The following is a 15,398-nucleotide window of genomic DNA, read 5'->3' on the forward strand; positions in this document are numbered from 1 at the left end:
GTCGCCAGGTGCGGCGTGGTCACCGTTCCCCCGCGCGGACCGCTTCCCCGCGGACCGATCCGGGCGGCGCCACCGGGCGTCACGTCCCCAGGTCCCGGTACAGGTGCCGGTAGGCGCCCAGCGTCGCTCCCGGCGCGTGCCGGGCCAGCGCATGCCGCCGGGCCGCCGCGCCCGCCCGCCGCCGCAGGTCGTGGTCGAGCAGCAGCCGGACCGCCGCGTCCGCGAGCGGCTCCGCGCGGCCGGGCGGCACCAGCAGGCCACCGTCGCCGACCGTCTCCGCCACCATGCCGACGTCCGCCGCGACCGCCGGCCGTCCCGCGATCAAGGACCGGATGAGCGGGTACGGCACGCCGTCCGTCACCGTCGTGGCGACCGTGACCTGCCCGTCCGCGCCCGGATCGTCGGTGAACCGCAGCGCCCCGTCCAGCCCCAGCCGGCGCGCCAGGGCACGGCAGCCGGCGGCGTACCGGGGCTCCGCGACCGGCCCGTCCACCAGCAGCCGCGCGCCCGGCACCCGGGCCCGCACCAGTCCGAACGCGCTGATCAGGCACGGCAGCCCCGCGCGTGGCCCGACCGTGCCCCGCCACAGCAGCACCGGCGCCGCCGGTTCGGGCGGCGCGCCGCCCGGATCGTCCAGCCCCGGCGGTACGACCAGCACGCGGGCCGGGTCCGCGCCGAGCCGCAGCTGCCACCGCCGGTGGAAGCGGCTGGCGGCGACCACGAGCGCGGCCTGCGCGTACCCGAGCCGGGCCAGCGCGCGGTGGAAGCGCAGCAGCACGTCGTCGCCGTCGCCCGCCTCCAGGTACCGCCGCCGCAGCTCGATGTCGTGCTCGGTGAGCAGGAACGGCGTGCCGTCGCGCCACCGTGCGGCCAGCGCGACGAGCAGCGGCGGCCCGGCCGCGGCCGCGTGCGTGAGGTCGGCGCCCGGCACCCGGACCGCGAGCGGATCGACCGCGCGTTCCAGCTGGCCGGCCGCGTGCCGCGCGGCGCGCGGCGTGAGCAGGGGGAGCGCCTCGTCGACGCCGCGCGCCGCCCGGACCGCGTCGGCGAGCACGGCCGCGACCGGCGCGCCGCGCAGCGGGTGCCTGCCGTCCCGGGCCAGCGCGGTCAGCCGGTGCAGGCCGTCCGCGAACAGCCGGGCGGACGGCTCGTCCTCGCCCAGCATGCCGCGGCAGAGCAGGGTGGCGGCGGTGACCGCGGCGTGCCGGTCCGCCCGCGGCAGCGGCCTGCCGCGACCGCCGGTCCGGACGTCGCGGACGGAGGCGACGTGCGGCGGCAGGTCCTCGTCCGGCGTGGCGCGGTGCCGGTCCGGGGCGAGCCGGAGCAGGTGGAACGTGTGCCCGGTGACGGCGCCGAGCAGCCGGCGCGCCCAGGTGGCGGCCGGTGTGCCGGTCTCGGTGACGAGCGCGACCCGCACCGGTGACTACCGCCGGTCGCGTGTGGAGGAACAGGTGGTCACGCCGAGCGCAACGAGCGCTCCTCAGGCGGATGCGCGCGCTGTCGGCTTGGGGACAGCCATCCCACCCGGTCGGGGGTCAGGACCCGGCGCCGAACATCTGGGTCCAGATCGGTGTGCCACCGTCGTAGACCAGGCCGACGCCGGTCTCCTTGGCGTCACAGTTCAGGATGTTCGCCCGGTGGCCCGCGCTGTTCATCCAGGACTCCATGACCTGCTCCGGCGTCTGCTGGCCCTTCGCGATGTTCTCGCCGATCGCCCGCGAGTACCCGGCCTCACCGGCCCGGTCCCACGGCGTGTCGCCGTTCAGGCTGGTGTGGTTGAAGTAGTTCTGCTCGGCCATGTCCGCGCTGTGGCCCCGGGACGCGGTGCGGAGCTTCTCGTTCGTGGTGACGGCGCCGCAGCCGTTCTCGGCGCGCCGCGCGTTGACGATCGTGGTGACCGCGTTCTCCATCGAGGTGATCTCGTCGGTGGCCGCGCCGCCGGAGTCGCCGGAACCGCCGCCGGAGTCGCCACCGCCCGTGTTCCCGCCGGTGTTCCCGCCGCCGGTGTTCCCGGTGTCCGGCTCCGGCTCGGCCGGCGCGGGCGGGGCCGGCTTGGTGGGCTGTGGCGCGGCCGAGGGGGACGCGCTCGGCGACGGCGAGGGGGAGGCCGGGTTCTCACCCATCATGGCCTCGCCGCTGATCTCGCCCGCCGGGCGGTCCGCGCCGCGCGCGGCGGCCGGGTCGGCGGCGAGGTCGTCGCGGTCGGCACCGCTCGCGGAGTCGTACGTCTCACCGTCCCGCCCGCCCCCGATGCTCGGCGGCAGCACGTACGCGGCCAGGCCGAAGATCGCGAGCACGGCGGCGACCAGCGCCACCAGCCCGGCCGTGCCGCCGGGGACCCGCCGCGCCTTCTTGACCCTCTTGGCCTTGTGCCGCCCGCCGGAGGTGGTCTCCTCGGCCCGGGGCAGCTCTCGCTGGCTCGTCGCTCGCTCGGCTCGCCGTGACACGGGGTGAACGCCTCCACAGACGGTGGACCGGCCTGCTCACGCAGCGCGGTCGATGGGTGCAGGTTGCCAGTCGAACGTAAACGGGTGACCAGGACACTTCCAACAGACCTAAGGAAGACCTAGGGAAGACCTAAGAAGCGTCGGACCGTCCGCAAAATGCTAGTTACCCGGCGTGACCGACGTGGCGCGGGACACGCCGCGCTTGACTCTTTTGGCGGGTCGGCGGACTATGGAGGAGTCGCCAGTCGCGCCCGATCACGCCCGTGTGTGCCCATGAGCGTGGAGTCGCGATTTGCTGGGCGCGCGTTGGCCGGCCTTTCCGGCAGCGCATTACGAGGAGACGAAATGGCGAAGGCCCTCTACGGCCACGTCGGCATGGCGCAAGACCGGCGCCTCGTCGACGAGGTCACCCGACTGCGTGCCACGGTGCAGGCACTGGAGTTCGAGATCACCAGGCTGCGTGCTGACAACGATCGGCTCGCCGCTGCCGCCGCCGAGGCGGAAGATCTGATGAGTCTGCGCGAACCTGCGCTGACCTGATTCCGGGGCGTCGGCCCGCCGGCGCCCACCGCAGTGCACTGCCCCCGCGGCTACGCCCGAACGAAACAACAGAATCCTTGAGCGCGCCGACACACGTTCCTGTGGCGGCGCGCAGCCTTTTGTACGGGCCCGGACGGCGGCACGTTCCCGTGATCGCGCCCGGCTCGTTGACCATCCGGGAGCACCGGCCTCAGCAGGGCCGCTGCGTGATGGGTTACCCTGCGGAATCTGCCTGCCGCCGGCCTCCACGGCGGGGCACGCCGGGGTGAGGATACGAGGACGTGCATCTCAAGAGCCTGACGGTGAAGGGTTTCAAGTCCTTCGCCAGCGCCACGACCATGCGCCTGGAGCCCGGCATCACCTGTGTGGTGGGGCCGAACGGCTCCGGCAAGTCCAACGTCGTGGACGCGATCGCCTGGGTGCTCGGCGAGCAGGGCGCGAAGGCGCTGCGCGGCGGCAAGATGGAGGATGTGATCTTCGCCGGCACCGCCGGCCGCGCGCCGCTCGGCCGCGCCGAGGTGACGCTCACCATCGACAACACGGACGGCGCGCTGCCGATCGACTACACCGAGGTCTCGATCACCCGGCGGATGTTCCGCTCCGGCGAGTCCGAGTACGAGATCAACGGCAACGGCTGCCGGCTGCTCGACATCCAGGAACTGCTCTCCGACTCCGGCATCGGCCGGGAGATGCACATCATCGTCGGCCAGGGCCGGCTGGACAGCATGCTGCACGCGAAGCCGGAGGACCGCCGCGCGTTCATCGAGGAGGCGGCCGGCGTCCTCAAGCACCGCAAGCGGAAAGAGAAGGCGATCCGCAAGCTGGACGCCATGCAGGTCAACCTGAACCGGCTGACCGACCTCACCGCGGAGCTGCGCCGCCAGCTCAAGCCGCTGGGCCGCCAGGCCGAGGTGGCCCGCCGTGCCGCCGGCATCCAGTCCGACCTGCGTGACGCCCGGCTCCGGCTGCTCGCCGACGACCTGACCACGCTGCGCACCACGCTGGAGAAGGAGATCGCGGACGAGGCCGCGCTCAAGATCCGCCGGGGCGAGCTGGAGCGGGAGAACGAGGTCGCCCAGCGCCGGCTGGCCGCGCTGGAGGCCGCGCACGCGGAGGACGCGCCGCTGCTCGCCGCCGCGCAGGACGCCTGGTACAAGCTGTCCGCGCTGCAGGAGCGCTTCCGCTCCACCGAGCAACTGGCCGGCGAGCGGCTGCGGCACCTGTCCGCGCCGGACGCGGAGGAACGGCCCGGCCGCGACCCCGACCTGCTGGAGGCCCAGGCCGAGGAGGTCCGGGCGCAGGAGGAGGAGCTGCGCGAGGCGCTGGAGGAGGACAAGGCCCGGCTGGCCGAGGCGGTCGAGCAGCGGCAGGAGATGGAGCGCCAGCTCGCGGACGCGGAGCGCGCGCTGCGTACCGCCGCGAAGGCCATCGCCGACCGCAGGGAGGGCCTGGCGAAGCTGACCGGCCAGGTCAACGCGGCGCAGGCCCGGTCGTCCACGGCGCTGGAGGAGATCTCCCGGCTGGCCGCCGCGCACACGGACGCGGCCGAGCGCGCCGAGCGGGCGCAGGCCGCGGTGGACGCGGTCTCCGCCGAGTCGACCGAGGCCGACCGCGACAACGCGGACCTGGACGCGCGGCACGCCGAGGCGGTCGCCGCGCACGACGCCGCGTCGGCCGTGGTCCGGCAGCTCTCCGAGGCCGAGCGCAAGGCGGAGAAGGACGCGGCCAGCTGGAAGGCGCGCGAGGAGGCGCTGGCCATGGGCCTCCAGCGCAAGGACGGCGCCGGCGCGCTGCTGGCGCGCGCCGGGCAGGTCCCGGGCCTGCTGGGCAGCCTCGCCGGGATGCTGTCCGTGCGCCCCGGTCACGAGGCCGCGCTGGCCGCCGCGCTGGGCGTGCTGGCCGACGCGGTCGCGGTGGCCGGCGTCGACGAGGCCGTGGAGGCGATGCGCACGCTCAAGATCGCCGACGCCGGCCGGGCCGCGATGCTGGTCGCGGGCGAGGCGGGACCCGGCGACCTCGGCTCGCTCGACGCACTGCGGCCCGCGCTGCCGGACGGCGCGTCCTGGGCCCCCGACCTGATCACCTGCGCGGAGCAGGTGCGGCCCGCGGTCCACCGGGCGCTGCGCGACGTGGTGTTCGTGCCCTCGCTGGAGGCCGCGGCCGCGCTCGCCGCGAGCAACCCGGAGCTGCGCGCGGTCACGCCCGAGGGCGACGTGCTCGGCGCGTTCGCGGCCGCGGGCGGGTCCGGCAAGGCGGTCAGCTACATCGAGGTGCAGGCCGCGGTCGACGAGGCGAAGGCCAACCGGGAGGCCGCCGAGGCCACGATCGCCGGGCTCAAGGACGAACTGGCCGAGGCGCGCGAGGAGGTGGCCGCGCGCAAGGAGGAGGTCCAGGTGGCGGCCGCGGCCAAGCGCGAGGCGGAGAGCCAGCGCAACGCCGCCGCCCGGCGGCTCGCCGAGCTGGGCGCCGCCGCGCGCTCCGCCAAGGCCGAGACCGACCGGCTCGCCGCGTCCCGGGCCAAGGCCGAGGCCGCCCGCGAGCAGGACCTGATGCGCCTGGCGGAGCTGGAGGAGCGGCTGCGCGTCGCGGAGGAGACGCCGCTGGACGAGGAGCCGTCCACCGAGGAGCGCGACATACTGGCCGCCAGCGTCCCCCAGGCGCGGCAGAACGAGATGGAGGTCCGGCTCGCGGTCCGTACCGCGGAGGAACGGGTGTCGTCCATCTCGGGCCGGGCCGATTCGCTGCTGCGCCAGGCGAACGCGGAACGCGCCGCCCGCGAGCGCGCCGCGGCCCGCAAGGCGGCCCGCGCCCGGGGCGCCGCCATCGCCCGCGCGGTGGTGGCCGGCGCGGGGCAGGCGCTGGTCCGGGTCGCCGCGTCGCTGGAGACGGCCGCGCAGCGCCGCGACGAGATCGCCGCGACCCGGTCCGCGCGCGAGGCCGAGCTGCAGGAGGTGCGGTCCGTCGCCAAGCAACTGGCCGGCGAGCTGGAGCGGCTGACCAGCGAGGTGCACCGCGACGAGGTCGCCCGGGCGGAGCAGCGGCTGCGGCTGGAGCAGTTGGAGGCGAAGGCGGCCGAGGACTTCTCGCTCGACGTGGAGACGCTGACCAGCGAGTACGGCCCGCAGAACCCGGTGCCGCCGAGCCAGGCCGACGTGGCCGCCGCGGAGCAGGAGGGCAAGCCGGTCCCGGAGCCGGTGCCGTTCCACCGGCCGACCCAGGAGAAGCGCGCGGCCAAGGCGGAGCGCGACCTGACGCTGCTCGGCAAGGTCAACCCGCTGGCGCTGGAGGAGTTCGCGGCGCTGGAGGAGCGGTTCAAGTTCCTCTCCGACCAGCTGGAGGATCTGAAGGCCACGCGCAAGGACCTGCTCACCGTGGTCAAGGACGTGGACGACCGGATCCTGGAGGTGTTCACCTCCGCGTTCGAGGACACCGCGCGCGAGTTCGAGCACGTCTTCCAGGTGCTGTTCCCCGGTGGCGAGGGCCGGCTGGTGCTCACCGAGCCGGACGACATGCTGACCACCGGCGTCGAGGTGGAGGCGCGCCCGCCGGGCAAGAAGATCAAGCGATTGTCGCTGCTCTCCGGTGGCGAGCGCTCGCTGACCGCGGTGGCCATGCTCTGCGCGATCTTCCGGGCCCGCCCCAGCCCGTTCTACATCATGGACGAGGTCGAGGCCGCGCTGGACGACGTCAACCTGGGCCGCCTGATCACGCTGTTCGAGCAGCTTCGCGAGCGTTCCCAGCTGATCATCATCACCCACCAGAAGCGCACCATGGAGGTGGCCGACGCGCTCTACGGCATCACCATGCGCGCCGGCGTCACCGAGGTCATCAGCCAGAAGCTCGTCAAGGAGAGTGCGGATGCGTAGGCAGCGGGCACGTGCCCTGCTCGTCGACCTGGACGGCGTGCTCCGGCACATCCCCGTCAACAAAGCCCAGGAGATCGAGCGACGGTACGGAATGGAGCCCGGCCGCCTCCGGCAGACCGCGTCCGTGTGGGGCCGCATGCAGCCCGCGCTGGTCGGCGAGGTGTCGCACGCGCAGTGGATGTCCGTTGTCGCGGACGAACTGGCCTTCGCGGCCGGCGGCCCGGAGCGCGCCCGCGCCGCCGTCGCGGAGTGGCAGGCCGAGCGCGGCACCGTGGACCAGACCGTGCTGTCCTTCGTCCGCGACGTGCGCGCCGCCGGCCTCCCGGTCGGCATAGCCACCAACGGCACCGACGCGCTCGGCGCCGAACTGGACGCGCTCGGGCTGACCGGCGAGGTCGACGTGGTGGTCAACTCGTCCGAGGTGGGCGCGCACAAGCCGGCCAAGGAGTTCTTCCTGGCGGCGTGCCAGGCGATCGGCGTACCCCCGCCGGCCGTGTTCTTCATCGACGCGGACGATCGCGCGGTACGCGGCGCCCGCGCCGCCGGTCTGTCCGCGCTGCGCTGGAGCGGCCCGGACGACCTCCGCTACGTCCGGGCCGCGCTGGAGGTCTAGCGCGTGTCTGGTGGATCTCGTCGAGCCGAGGCGAGGTCCAGGTGTCGTCTGGGTGTGCGGCGCGGAAGTCCGCATCCCGGTGTTGTATGTGGGCTTTCGCGACGTGCGGCCGGGCGGCGCCTGGGCCACGCCGCAGGCCGGCGAAGATCCGCCAGACACGCGCTAGCCGCCGGTCACGCCATCGATGCGTTCCCGGAGGAGGTCCGCGTGGCCGTTGTGCCGGGCGTACTCCTCGATCATGTGGACGTAGATCCAGCGCAGGTTCTTCTCGGTGCCGTTCGTGGGGTGCCGGTAGATGTGGTCGAGCGGAACGCCCTTGACCGCGGCCCGCGCCTGCTCGGTCTCCGCGATGAAGGTGGCGAAATCCCGCTCCGCGTCCGCCTCCGCGACGTTCTCGAAGTCGCCGTCGCGCTGCTCCGGCGTGCAGTAGATGTCGTCCAGGTCCGGCGCCACCCCGGTGAAGACGCGGAACCACCAGCGCTCCACCTCGGCCATGTGCCGCACCAGCCCGAGCAGCGTCAGGTTCGACGGCTCCACGCTCGCGGACTTCAGCTGCGCGGCGGTCAGCCCGGCGCACTTGGTCAGCAGCGTGTGCCGGTGCCAGTCCAGCCAGCCCTCCAGCATCTCCCGCTCCGGGGCGACGTAGGGCTCGGTGGCGCGCTGGATGGTGGGCGCGGTCCATTCGGTCGTCATGCGCGCGATTGTGCCGCAGCGGGCGCCGGTCCTCGCCGGATTTACCGCCGGGCCCGGGCGGCCGGGCCCGGCGGGTGCGCTACGGCGCCTCGTCGCCGGCCGGCGCGGTGCGGGCGGGCCGGCCGCGCGTGACGTCGGAGCCCGCGGCCGGCGTCAGCCCGCGGTGCCGGAGCCCGGGGTGTGGCCGCCGGGAAGCGGCGCGTCCTTGTCCTCGCAGGTCTGGCAGTGCTTGGCGGCCGCCGGGGCGGTCGTCACGGTGAGCGCGCAGGCCAGGCCGATCAGCGCGGCCGCCAGGACGGAACCGGCGCGGGGCCGGCGGTGGTGGGTGTGCATGGAGTCCCCCTCGTGGTCGAGCGGCCCGCCGATGACCTCCGGCCGGCCGATGTCTCGCCAGTATGTGAGCGGGCCTCCCGGGTACGCAGGGGATTCGCCGCCGATCGGCCGCACGGCTGAGCCGATCCGCCCGTGCCGTACCGCCACGGGCGGACGACCGCCGGGCCGGCTACGTCGCGGGGATGGTGTTCGTGGCGACCAGCGCGAGGACGATGGTGCCCAGCACGATGCGGTAGACGATGAACACCGTGTAGCTGTGCTTGGCGACGAACTTGAGCAGCCAGTTGACCGCGAAGTACGCGACGATGAAGCTGACCACGGTCGCGACCAGCGTGTTGACCCAGCCGACGCCGTTGGAGATGTTCTCGAACTCGGTGACGACCTGCAGCAGCGTGGCCGCGGTCAGCGCCGGGATGGACAGGAAGAACGACAGCCGGGTGACCGTGACGCGGTCGAGGTCGCGCAGCAGGCCGGCGGACATGGTGGCGCCCGAGCGGGAGACGCCGGGGATCAGCGCGAGACACTGGGTGACGCCGATGATCAGCGTGTCCTTCCAGGTCACGTCCGACTCGTGGCGGGTCTGGGTGGCCGCGCGGTCGGCGAACCACATGACGAAGCTCCACACGATCAGCGCGCTGCCGACGAACCACAGGCTGCGCAGCGTGGTCTCGATCTGGTCCTTGAAGAGCAGGCCGATGATCGCGATCGGGACCGAGCCGAGGATGACCGCCCAGCTGAACCTGTGGTCCGGCGTGCCGCGGTTCTCCGCCTTGAACAGGCCCAGGAACCACGCCTTGATGATCCGGAGGATGTCGCCGCGCAGGTAGAGCAGCGTGGCCAGGACCGCGCCGGACTGGATGATCGCGGTGAACGCGGTGATGTCCGGCGCGTCGATCTGGTAGCCGAGCAGCTTCTCCAGGATCGTGAGGTGACCCGTGCTGGAGACCGGCAGGAACTCGGTGAAGCCTTCGACGGCGCCGAGCAGCACCGCTTCGAGGATGTTCACGGACTGGCTCTTCCCTCCACCGGCGCGCGTGCCGGCCGTTCAGCGGAATGACAACTGCGGGGGGTGACGAGCGATCAAGATAGCGCGTGCGCGTGCACCGGCTTGAGGTGCAGGGTGACCCGCGCCCCGCCCAGCTCGCCGCGGTCGATCCGGACGGCACCGCCGAGTTCCGTGGCGACCCGGTGCACGATCGACAGGCCGAGTCCGGTCGATCCGCCGCCGCTGTGACCGCGCTGGAGCGCGGCCCGCGGGTTCGCGATGCCGGGGCCGGCGTCGGAGACGGTCAGCGCGTCGTCCGAGACCGTGACCAGGAACGGCGTGCCCTGCGGCGTGTGCTCGAAGACGTTGCCGATGAGCGCGTCCACCACGCCGATCAGGTCCTCCTCCGGCACGCTGACCCAGACCGGCCGGTCCGCGCCCACCACCTGCCAGGGGCGGCCGTGGTCGTCCGCCAGCACGGCCCAGAACGACAGCCGGTCGGCGAGCACCTCGACGAGATCGGTCTGCGCGTCGGTACGCTCGGTGACCGGCCGTCGCGCTCCGCTGATGATCTCGTCGATCTCGTGTTGGAGATCCGACACCGCCTGGCGCACCCGGTCCGCGACCGGGCCTGGCGGAATCCGGTCCGCGTCCAGGCGCAGCGCGGTCAGCGGCGTGTGCAGCCGGTGCGACAGGTCGGACGCGAGCTCCCGCTCCTTGTCGATGAACTGGATGATCCGGTCCGCCATGGTGTTGAACGCGGTGCCGGCCTCGCGCAGCTCCGGCGGGCCCGCGGGCGTGACGCGCACGGAGAGGTCCTTGGCGCCGAACGCGCGGGCGGCGCCGGCCAGCGACCGGGCGGAGCGGACCAGGCGCACGCCGATCCGGTCCGCGACGAAGACCGAGCCGGCCACCAGCACGAGCGACATGCCGGCCATCGCGGCCCAGGCCACGGCGACGCCGCGGTGCAGGTCCTCCTCGGGCACGAAGACCTCGATCACGGCCGTACGGTTGCCGTCGATCGCGGTGGCCTGCAGGTACACCTGACCGCCGGGCACGGCCGCGGTGGTCGCCTGCCGGCGCGACTCCACCAGCTCCACGTCCTGCTGGTCGGCCACGCTGGTGCCCATCGGCGGGGAGTCCGGCAGGTGCACGGCGAGCCGCCCGTCGGCCCCGGCGGCGGTCGCGGCCATGGCGCGGGTGAGCACGCCGGGGTCGTCCGTGACGGTCAGCGCCGCGACCATGCCGACGGCCTGCTGATGCGCGTCGGCGATCGCGCGGTCCTCGGCTATCTCCAGCACGACCAGCGCCAGCGGGATGACGAACGACAGCGCCACCATCGACGTCACGGCCAGCGCGAGCCGGGCGAGCGCGGCCCTCAACTGTGGTCCGCCAGCATGATGCCGACGCCGCGGACGGCGTGCAGCAGGCGGGGCCGGGCCGCGGTCTCGCCGAGCTTGCGGCGCAACCACGAGATGTGGACGTCGAGCGTCTTCTCGAAGCCGGCGTACGGCGCGCGCCACACCTCCGTCACGAGCTCCTTGCGCGTGACCACCTGGCCGGCGCGACCGGCGAGATACGCGAGCAGTTCGTACTCCTTTCGGGTGAGCTTCAGGACCTCGCCGTCGAGCGTGATGGTCCGCCGGGACGGGTCTACGCAGAGCCCGCCCACCCGGATCGGCTCGGAGCTGCGCTCCGGCGCGGCCGGGCGGCCCCGGCGCAGCACGGCGGTGACCCGCGCGGCCAGGTGGGCGGTGGAGAACGGCTTCACCACGTAGTCGTCCGCACCCGCGTTGAGCAGGCGAATGATGTCCAGTTCACCGCGGCGCGCGGTGGCCACGATCACCGGCACGTCGCAGATCGTGCGGAGCATGCGCAGCGCGTCCGCGCCGTCGATGTCCGGCAGCCCCAGATCAAGGATCACCAGGTCGGGCGGGTTGTTGGTGATCTCCTGCAGCGCCTCCATGGCACTGCCGACCGCGCGGACGGCATGTCCGAGGTCGGTCAGCGTATGCGCGATGGCGCCGCGCACCGTGGGGTCGTCGTCGACGAGCAGGACGAGGGGCATGGCAGCACGCTATCCCGAGTTGGCACTATGAGTCCCGTGCGGATCTGGCAGTTGGGTGGCGGCACGGTGGCGTGGGTTCTGGCCACCGTGCTGGGCGCCGTGACGGTGTGGGTGGGGTTACGCCCCGTGTTGAACACGGCGCTGCCCGACCGCGCCATTCCACTGACGGCGTCGGATCTTCGCAGGTTGTCGCCGGCTCCGGTGTCGCCGGTGATCACGCTCACGCCGGAGCCGATACCGACAGTGACGGAGTCGCCGACGCCGTCGCCGACTCCCTCGCCGTCCGGCGCGGCCGAGTCGCCGACGCCGGGCCGTACCGCCGGTCGTAGTAGCGCTCCCACGGCGGAACAGGCGCCCGCGGCGCCGAAGCAGACCACCGTCAACGGCTGGACCGTGACCGATAGCGGCGGCAAAATCACGTATGTCCGAAGTTTCAAGCTTGACGGTGGTCAGGCAGTGATCCAGATCGTGGACCGGGTGGTGAGCCTGGTGTCCGCGACGCCGGCCACCGGGTTCGCCATGGACGCGGCCCAGCCGTCACCGGAGCGCCTCGTGGTGCGCTTCACCGGCGGCGGCCGGGCCTACACGATCGACGCGCTGTGGTTCAACGACGGGCCGTACGCGGAGATCACCGAGTCGTGAGGACCACGTCGGCGACGACGTCCAGGCCGCCGTCCGGCGTGGTGCCCTCGATCAGCACGCGCGCCTCCAGGTCCCGGTGGACCAGCGTGGCGACCGCGTTGCCGAAGTAGGGGCCGTCCCCGGTCTTCCGCCAGCGCAGCGACGGCGTGCGCGCCCCGGACACCCGGGCCAGCCCGTGGGCGATCACGGCGGCCCAGCCGGCCCAGCCGACGCGCATCAGCGGGCGCATGAAGCTCGGCACCTGGTTGTGGATCGGCGAGCAGGTCAGCTGGTGCACCGGCGTGGTCACGTCGCGGCCCAGCTCGGCGCGGGCCACGTAGCTGTGGTGCACGTCACCGGAGAGCACGGAGATCGACGCCGGGCCGGTGCTGCTGCGGCCCACCACCCGGAACAGGTCCGCCAGCGCCTCGAACGACGTGCCGAACGCGGCCCAGTGCTCCAGGTCCACGGCGCGGCGCACCATCTCGCCGAACGCGGCCACCCGCGGTCGCCTCGACGCGCTGAGCCGCTCGTTCCAGGCCTCCAGGTGGTGGATCGCCGGCGGCATCAGCCACGGCAGCGAGGAGCCCACCACCAGGTGGTCGAAGGACGAGCCGTGCGCCTGGGAGAGGAACCACGACCACTCCGCGGCCGGCAGCATCGCGCGATGCGCCGGGTCCAGCACCCGGCTGCACCGGTTGTCGAGCACCACCAGCCGGGTACGGCCCAGGTCCACCGCGAAGCTCCACTGGTACTGCCGGGACTTCCAGCTCTCCGGGTCGTGCCCGAAGTCCGCCTCCTGGTCCACCCGGGACGCGAAATCGCGCAGGATCGCGGTGGCGTCCCCGGCCGCCGCGACCTTCGGGTAGAGCGCGTCGTCCTGCAACAGGTCCGGCGACAGGTTGCCCATGTGCTGGTAGACCCAGTACGAGGCGAGCCCGTTCATGACCCGCTCGGCCCACCAGGGTTGCCGGCGCATGTCCGCGCGCCAGGCCGCGGACGAGTTCCAGTCGTCGATGATCTCGTGGTCGTCGAACATCATCACGGCCGGCACCGTGGAGAACAGCCAGCGGATCTCCGGATCGCGCCACGACTCCAGGTAGAGCTTGGTGTACTCGTCGTACGTCTGCACGTCGTCGCGGACGCCGTGGTGCGGCAGCGTGCGCTCCTTGAGCTGCTGCCGGACGGTCGCGGACGTCTTGTCCGCGTAGACCTGGTCGCCGAGCAGCACCAGCATGTCCGGCCAGGCCTCGGGGTCGTCCCGGTCGCGCATCAGGCGGCGTGCGTAGGCGTCCAGCGCGTCCGGCGGCAGCCGCCGCGCGGTCGCGTGCTGCGTGGTCTCCCGGCAGGAGCCGAACACCAGCCGCGCGGTCGTCGCACCCTCCGCGTCGGCGCGGGTCCGGATGACGCTGCGGGGGTACGGGTAGTCCGCCGGCGGCCAGGCGTGCTCGCCGTCGACGTACACGTCGTAGGGGGTGCTGCTGCCCGGCGTGAGCCCCTCCACCACGACCAGCGCGTAGTGGTGACCGAACGCCGAGAAGGTGGCCGCGCGGCCGCCGGCGTCACCGGCGCGGACCTCGACCTGTGCCGCGTGCGCGGTCTCGACCCAGACCGTGGCCTTCGTGCCGGCGATGCGCCGCAGGAGCGGGCCGATGAGCAGCGGTTCGCCGCCCGTCTCGGTCGTCTGATCGGTCGTCATTCAACAGACCTCCGGGGGATGGTGGGCTTCATCCTGCACACCCGATCGCCGGGCGCGCCACTGCGGCGCGTGTCGCTCATCACCCGCTAATCCAGAGTTCAACTGTGCGGGGAGGGGTACCCGCCATAGTTACCGGCCGGTGAGCCGGGCGTTGCTCTGTCGACGGCCCGGTAAGGGGTGGAACGGTCGGCGGGACGCCTGCGGGCCCATCTGACAGGATTCGGTCATGGATTACGTGGTCGTCGCTCTGGCGTTGCTGGGCGTCCTGGTGCTCGGCGGGATCGGTCTGGTGGTGCCGCGGCTGCGTCGGCGCCCCTCACCCCCGCCCGTTACGCCCTCATCCCCGCCCGTCGTCGGCCCGGCCGTCACCGAGGCGCCGGTCACCGAGGCGCCGGTTACCGAGGAGCCGGTCACCGAGGCGCCGCCGGTCACCGTGCCCGCGGTGGCACCGGAGGCGCCGGTCGTCGAGGCGCCGCCCGAGCCCGTGGTGGAGCGGCCGGAGCCGTCCGCCGGTCGGCTGGTGCGGCTGCGCGCCCGGCTGGCCCGCTCGCAGAACGTCTTCGGCAAGAGCCTGCTCGGCCTGCTCGCGCGCGACCACATCGACGAGGACACGTGGGAGGAGATCGAGGACAGCCTGATCGGCGCGGACGTCGGCATCGAGGCGACCACCGTGATCGTCGAGCGGCTGCGCGAGCGGACCCGCGTGCTCGGCACCCGCTCCGCCGCGGACGTACGCGCGCTGCTGGCCGAGGAGCTGGTCGCGGCGCTCGACCCGGCGATGGACCGGACGCTGAAGTCCTCGCCCACCGGCGACACCCCCGCGGTGGTGATGGTGGTCGGCGTGAACGGCGCGGGCAAGACCACCACCTGCGGCAAGATCGCCCGGGTGCTGATCGCGGACGGGCGTACCGTCGTGATGGGTGCGGCGGACACGTTCCGGGCCGCCGCGGCCGAGCAGCTGGCCACCTGGGGTTCCCGGGTCGGCGCCGAGGTGGTTCGCGGCCCGGAGGGGGCCGACCCGGCGAGTGTCGCGTTCGACGCCGTGAAACGGGGTATCGAGACCCGGGTGGATACCGTGTTGGTGGACACCGCGGGCCGGCTGCAGAACAAGGTCGGCCTGATGGACGAGCTGGGTAAGGTCAAGCGGGTCGTGGAGAAGCACGGGCCGGTGGATGAGACGCTGTTGGTGCTCGACGCCACCACCGGGCAGAACGGCCTGGAGCAGGCGAGGGTCTTCACAGAGGTGGTCGACGTGACGGGTGTCGTGCTGACCAAGCTGGACGGCACGGCGAAGGGAGGGATCGTGATCGCGGTGCAGCGCAAGCTGGGCATCCCGGTCAAGCTGGTCGGCCTGGGCGAGGGCCCGGACGACCTGGCGCCCTTCGAGCCCGTGCAGTTCGTCGACGCGCTCCTCGGGACCGGCGCGTAACCGCCGTGACGCATCCACACCGCGCGCCGGACATGTCGTGGCCGCCCTCGGGCGGTGCGGGCCAGCAGCACTACGCGCCCCAGCACGCGCAGCAGCAGCCGCCG

General features: G+C 73.4%; 13 protein-coding genes. 5 read left to right on the forward strand and 8 right to left on the reverse strand.

Features of this window, described 5'->3' with window-relative positions:
- Nucleotides 1-79: 79 nt before the first annotated feature.
- Both J2S41_RS00405 and J2S41_RS00410 read right to left on the reverse strand, forming a co-directional pair.
- Complete coding sequence (locus J2S41_RS00405) at nucleotides 80-1,417, reverse strand: DUF3492 domain-containing protein (RefSeq protein WP_310361513.1); 1,338 nt, start codon at nucleotides 1,415-1,417, stop codon at nucleotides 80-82.
- A gap of 118 nt (nucleotides 1,418-1,535) precedes the next feature.
- Nucleotides 1,536-2,447: a CAP domain-containing protein gene (locus J2S41_RS00410; protein WP_310361516.1), complete on the reverse strand. Its 912-nt coding sequence runs from the start codon at nucleotides 2,445-2,447 to the stop codon at nucleotides 1,536-1,538.
- Nucleotides 2,448-2,792: 345 nt separating this feature from the next.
- Between J2S41_RS00410 and J2S41_RS00415 the strand changes: the two genes are divergently transcribed.
- The 3 genes from J2S41_RS00415 to J2S41_RS00425 all read left to right on the forward strand — a co-directional run bounded on the left by J2S41_RS00415 (nucleotide 2,793) and on the right by J2S41_RS00425 (nucleotide 7,466).
- Nucleotides 2,793-2,987 (forward strand): hypothetical protein, encoded by a 195-nt coding sequence (locus J2S41_RS00415; protein WP_310361518.1) that lies wholly within the window; start codon nucleotides 2,793-2,795, stop codon nucleotides 2,985-2,987.
- Between the two features lie 281 nt (nucleotides 2,988-3,268).
- Entirely contained in the window at nucleotides 3,269-6,853 is a 3,585-nt protein-coding gene (smc, locus tag J2S41_RS00420; protein ID WP_310361521.1) for a chromosome segregation protein SMC, read from the forward strand.
- Nucleotides 6,846-7,466 carry an HAD family hydrolase gene (locus J2S41_RS00425; protein WP_310361527.1) on the forward strand — a complete coding sequence of 207 codons (621 nt, stop codon included), beginning with the start codon at nucleotides 6,846-6,848 and terminating at the stop codon, nucleotides 7,464-7,466. The genes smc and J2S41_RS00425 overlap by 8 nt, the downstream gene beginning before the upstream one ends.
- 162 nt (nucleotides 7,467-7,628) lie before the next feature.
- Here the strand turns inward: J2S41_RS00425 and J2S41_RS00430 are convergent, their stop codons facing one another.
- The 5 genes from J2S41_RS00430 to J2S41_RS00450 all read right to left on the reverse strand — a co-directional run bounded on the left by J2S41_RS00430 (nucleotide 7,629) and on the right by J2S41_RS00450 (nucleotide 11,545).
- Nucleotides 7,629-8,159 (reverse strand): DinB family protein, encoded by a 531-nt coding sequence (locus tag J2S41_RS00430; RefSeq protein WP_310361529.1) that lies wholly within the window; start codon nucleotides 8,157-8,159, stop codon nucleotides 7,629-7,631.
- Nucleotides 8,160-8,312: 153 nt separating this feature from the next.
- Nucleotides 8,313-8,492 carry a hypothetical protein gene (locus J2S41_RS00435; RefSeq protein WP_310361532.1) on the reverse strand — a complete coding sequence of 60 codons (180 nt, stop codon included), beginning with the start codon at nucleotides 8,490-8,492 and terminating at the stop codon, nucleotides 8,313-8,315.
- 169 nt (nucleotides 8,493-8,661) lie between these two features.
- Nucleotides 8,662-9,498 (reverse strand): undecaprenyl-diphosphate phosphatase, encoded by an 837-nt coding sequence (locus tag J2S41_RS00440; RefSeq protein WP_310361534.1) that lies wholly within the window; start codon nucleotides 9,496-9,498, stop codon nucleotides 8,662-8,664.
- Between the two features lie 74 nt (nucleotides 9,499-9,572).
- Nucleotides 9,573-10,859, reverse strand: coding sequence for a HAMP domain-containing sensor histidine kinase (locus J2S41_RS00445; protein WP_310361538.1), 1,287 nt, complete (start codon nucleotides 10,857-10,859; stop codon nucleotides 9,573-9,575).
- Nucleotides 10,856-11,545 carry a response regulator transcription factor gene (locus J2S41_RS00450; protein WP_310361541.1) on the reverse strand — a complete coding sequence of 230 codons (690 nt, stop codon included), beginning with the start codon at nucleotides 11,543-11,545 and terminating at the stop codon, nucleotides 10,856-10,858. The genes J2S41_RS00445 and J2S41_RS00450 overlap by 4 nt, the downstream gene beginning before the upstream one ends.
- Between J2S41_RS00450 and J2S41_RS00455 the strand changes: the two genes are divergently transcribed.
- A complete protein-coding gene (locus tag J2S41_RS00455) occupies nucleotides 11,489-12,187 on the forward strand; it encodes a DNA mismatch repair protein MutL (RefSeq protein WP_310361543.1) in 699 nt (232 codons plus the stop codon). The genes J2S41_RS00450 and J2S41_RS00455 overlap by 57 nt on opposite strands.
- Here J2S41_RS00455 and J2S41_RS00460 read toward each other — a convergent pair.
- The gene (locus J2S41_RS00460) at nucleotides 12,174-13,865 is read right to left on the reverse strand and encodes an alkaline phosphatase D family protein (protein WP_310361546.1); all 1,692 of its coding nucleotides are present in this window, start codon (nucleotides 13,863-13,865) and stop codon (nucleotides 12,174-12,176) included. The genes J2S41_RS00455 and J2S41_RS00460 overlap by 14 nt on opposite strands.
- A gap of 226 nt (nucleotides 13,866-14,091) precedes the next feature.
- Between J2S41_RS00460 and ftsY the strand changes: the two genes are divergently transcribed.
- The gene (gene ftsY / locus J2S41_RS00465) at nucleotides 14,092-15,294 is read left to right on the forward strand and encodes a signal recognition particle-docking protein FtsY (RefSeq protein WP_310361549.1); all 1,203 of its coding nucleotides are present in this window, start codon (nucleotides 14,092-14,094) and stop codon (nucleotides 15,292-15,294) included.
- The last annotated feature ends 104 nt before the right edge of the window (nucleotides 15,295-15,398 follow it).

It is taken from the genome of Catenuloplanes atrovinosus (genome assembly GCF_031458235.1).
GTDB classification, from domain to species: domain Bacteria; phylum Actinomycetota; class Actinomycetes; order Mycobacteriales; family Micromonosporaceae; genus Catenuloplanes; species Catenuloplanes atrovinosus.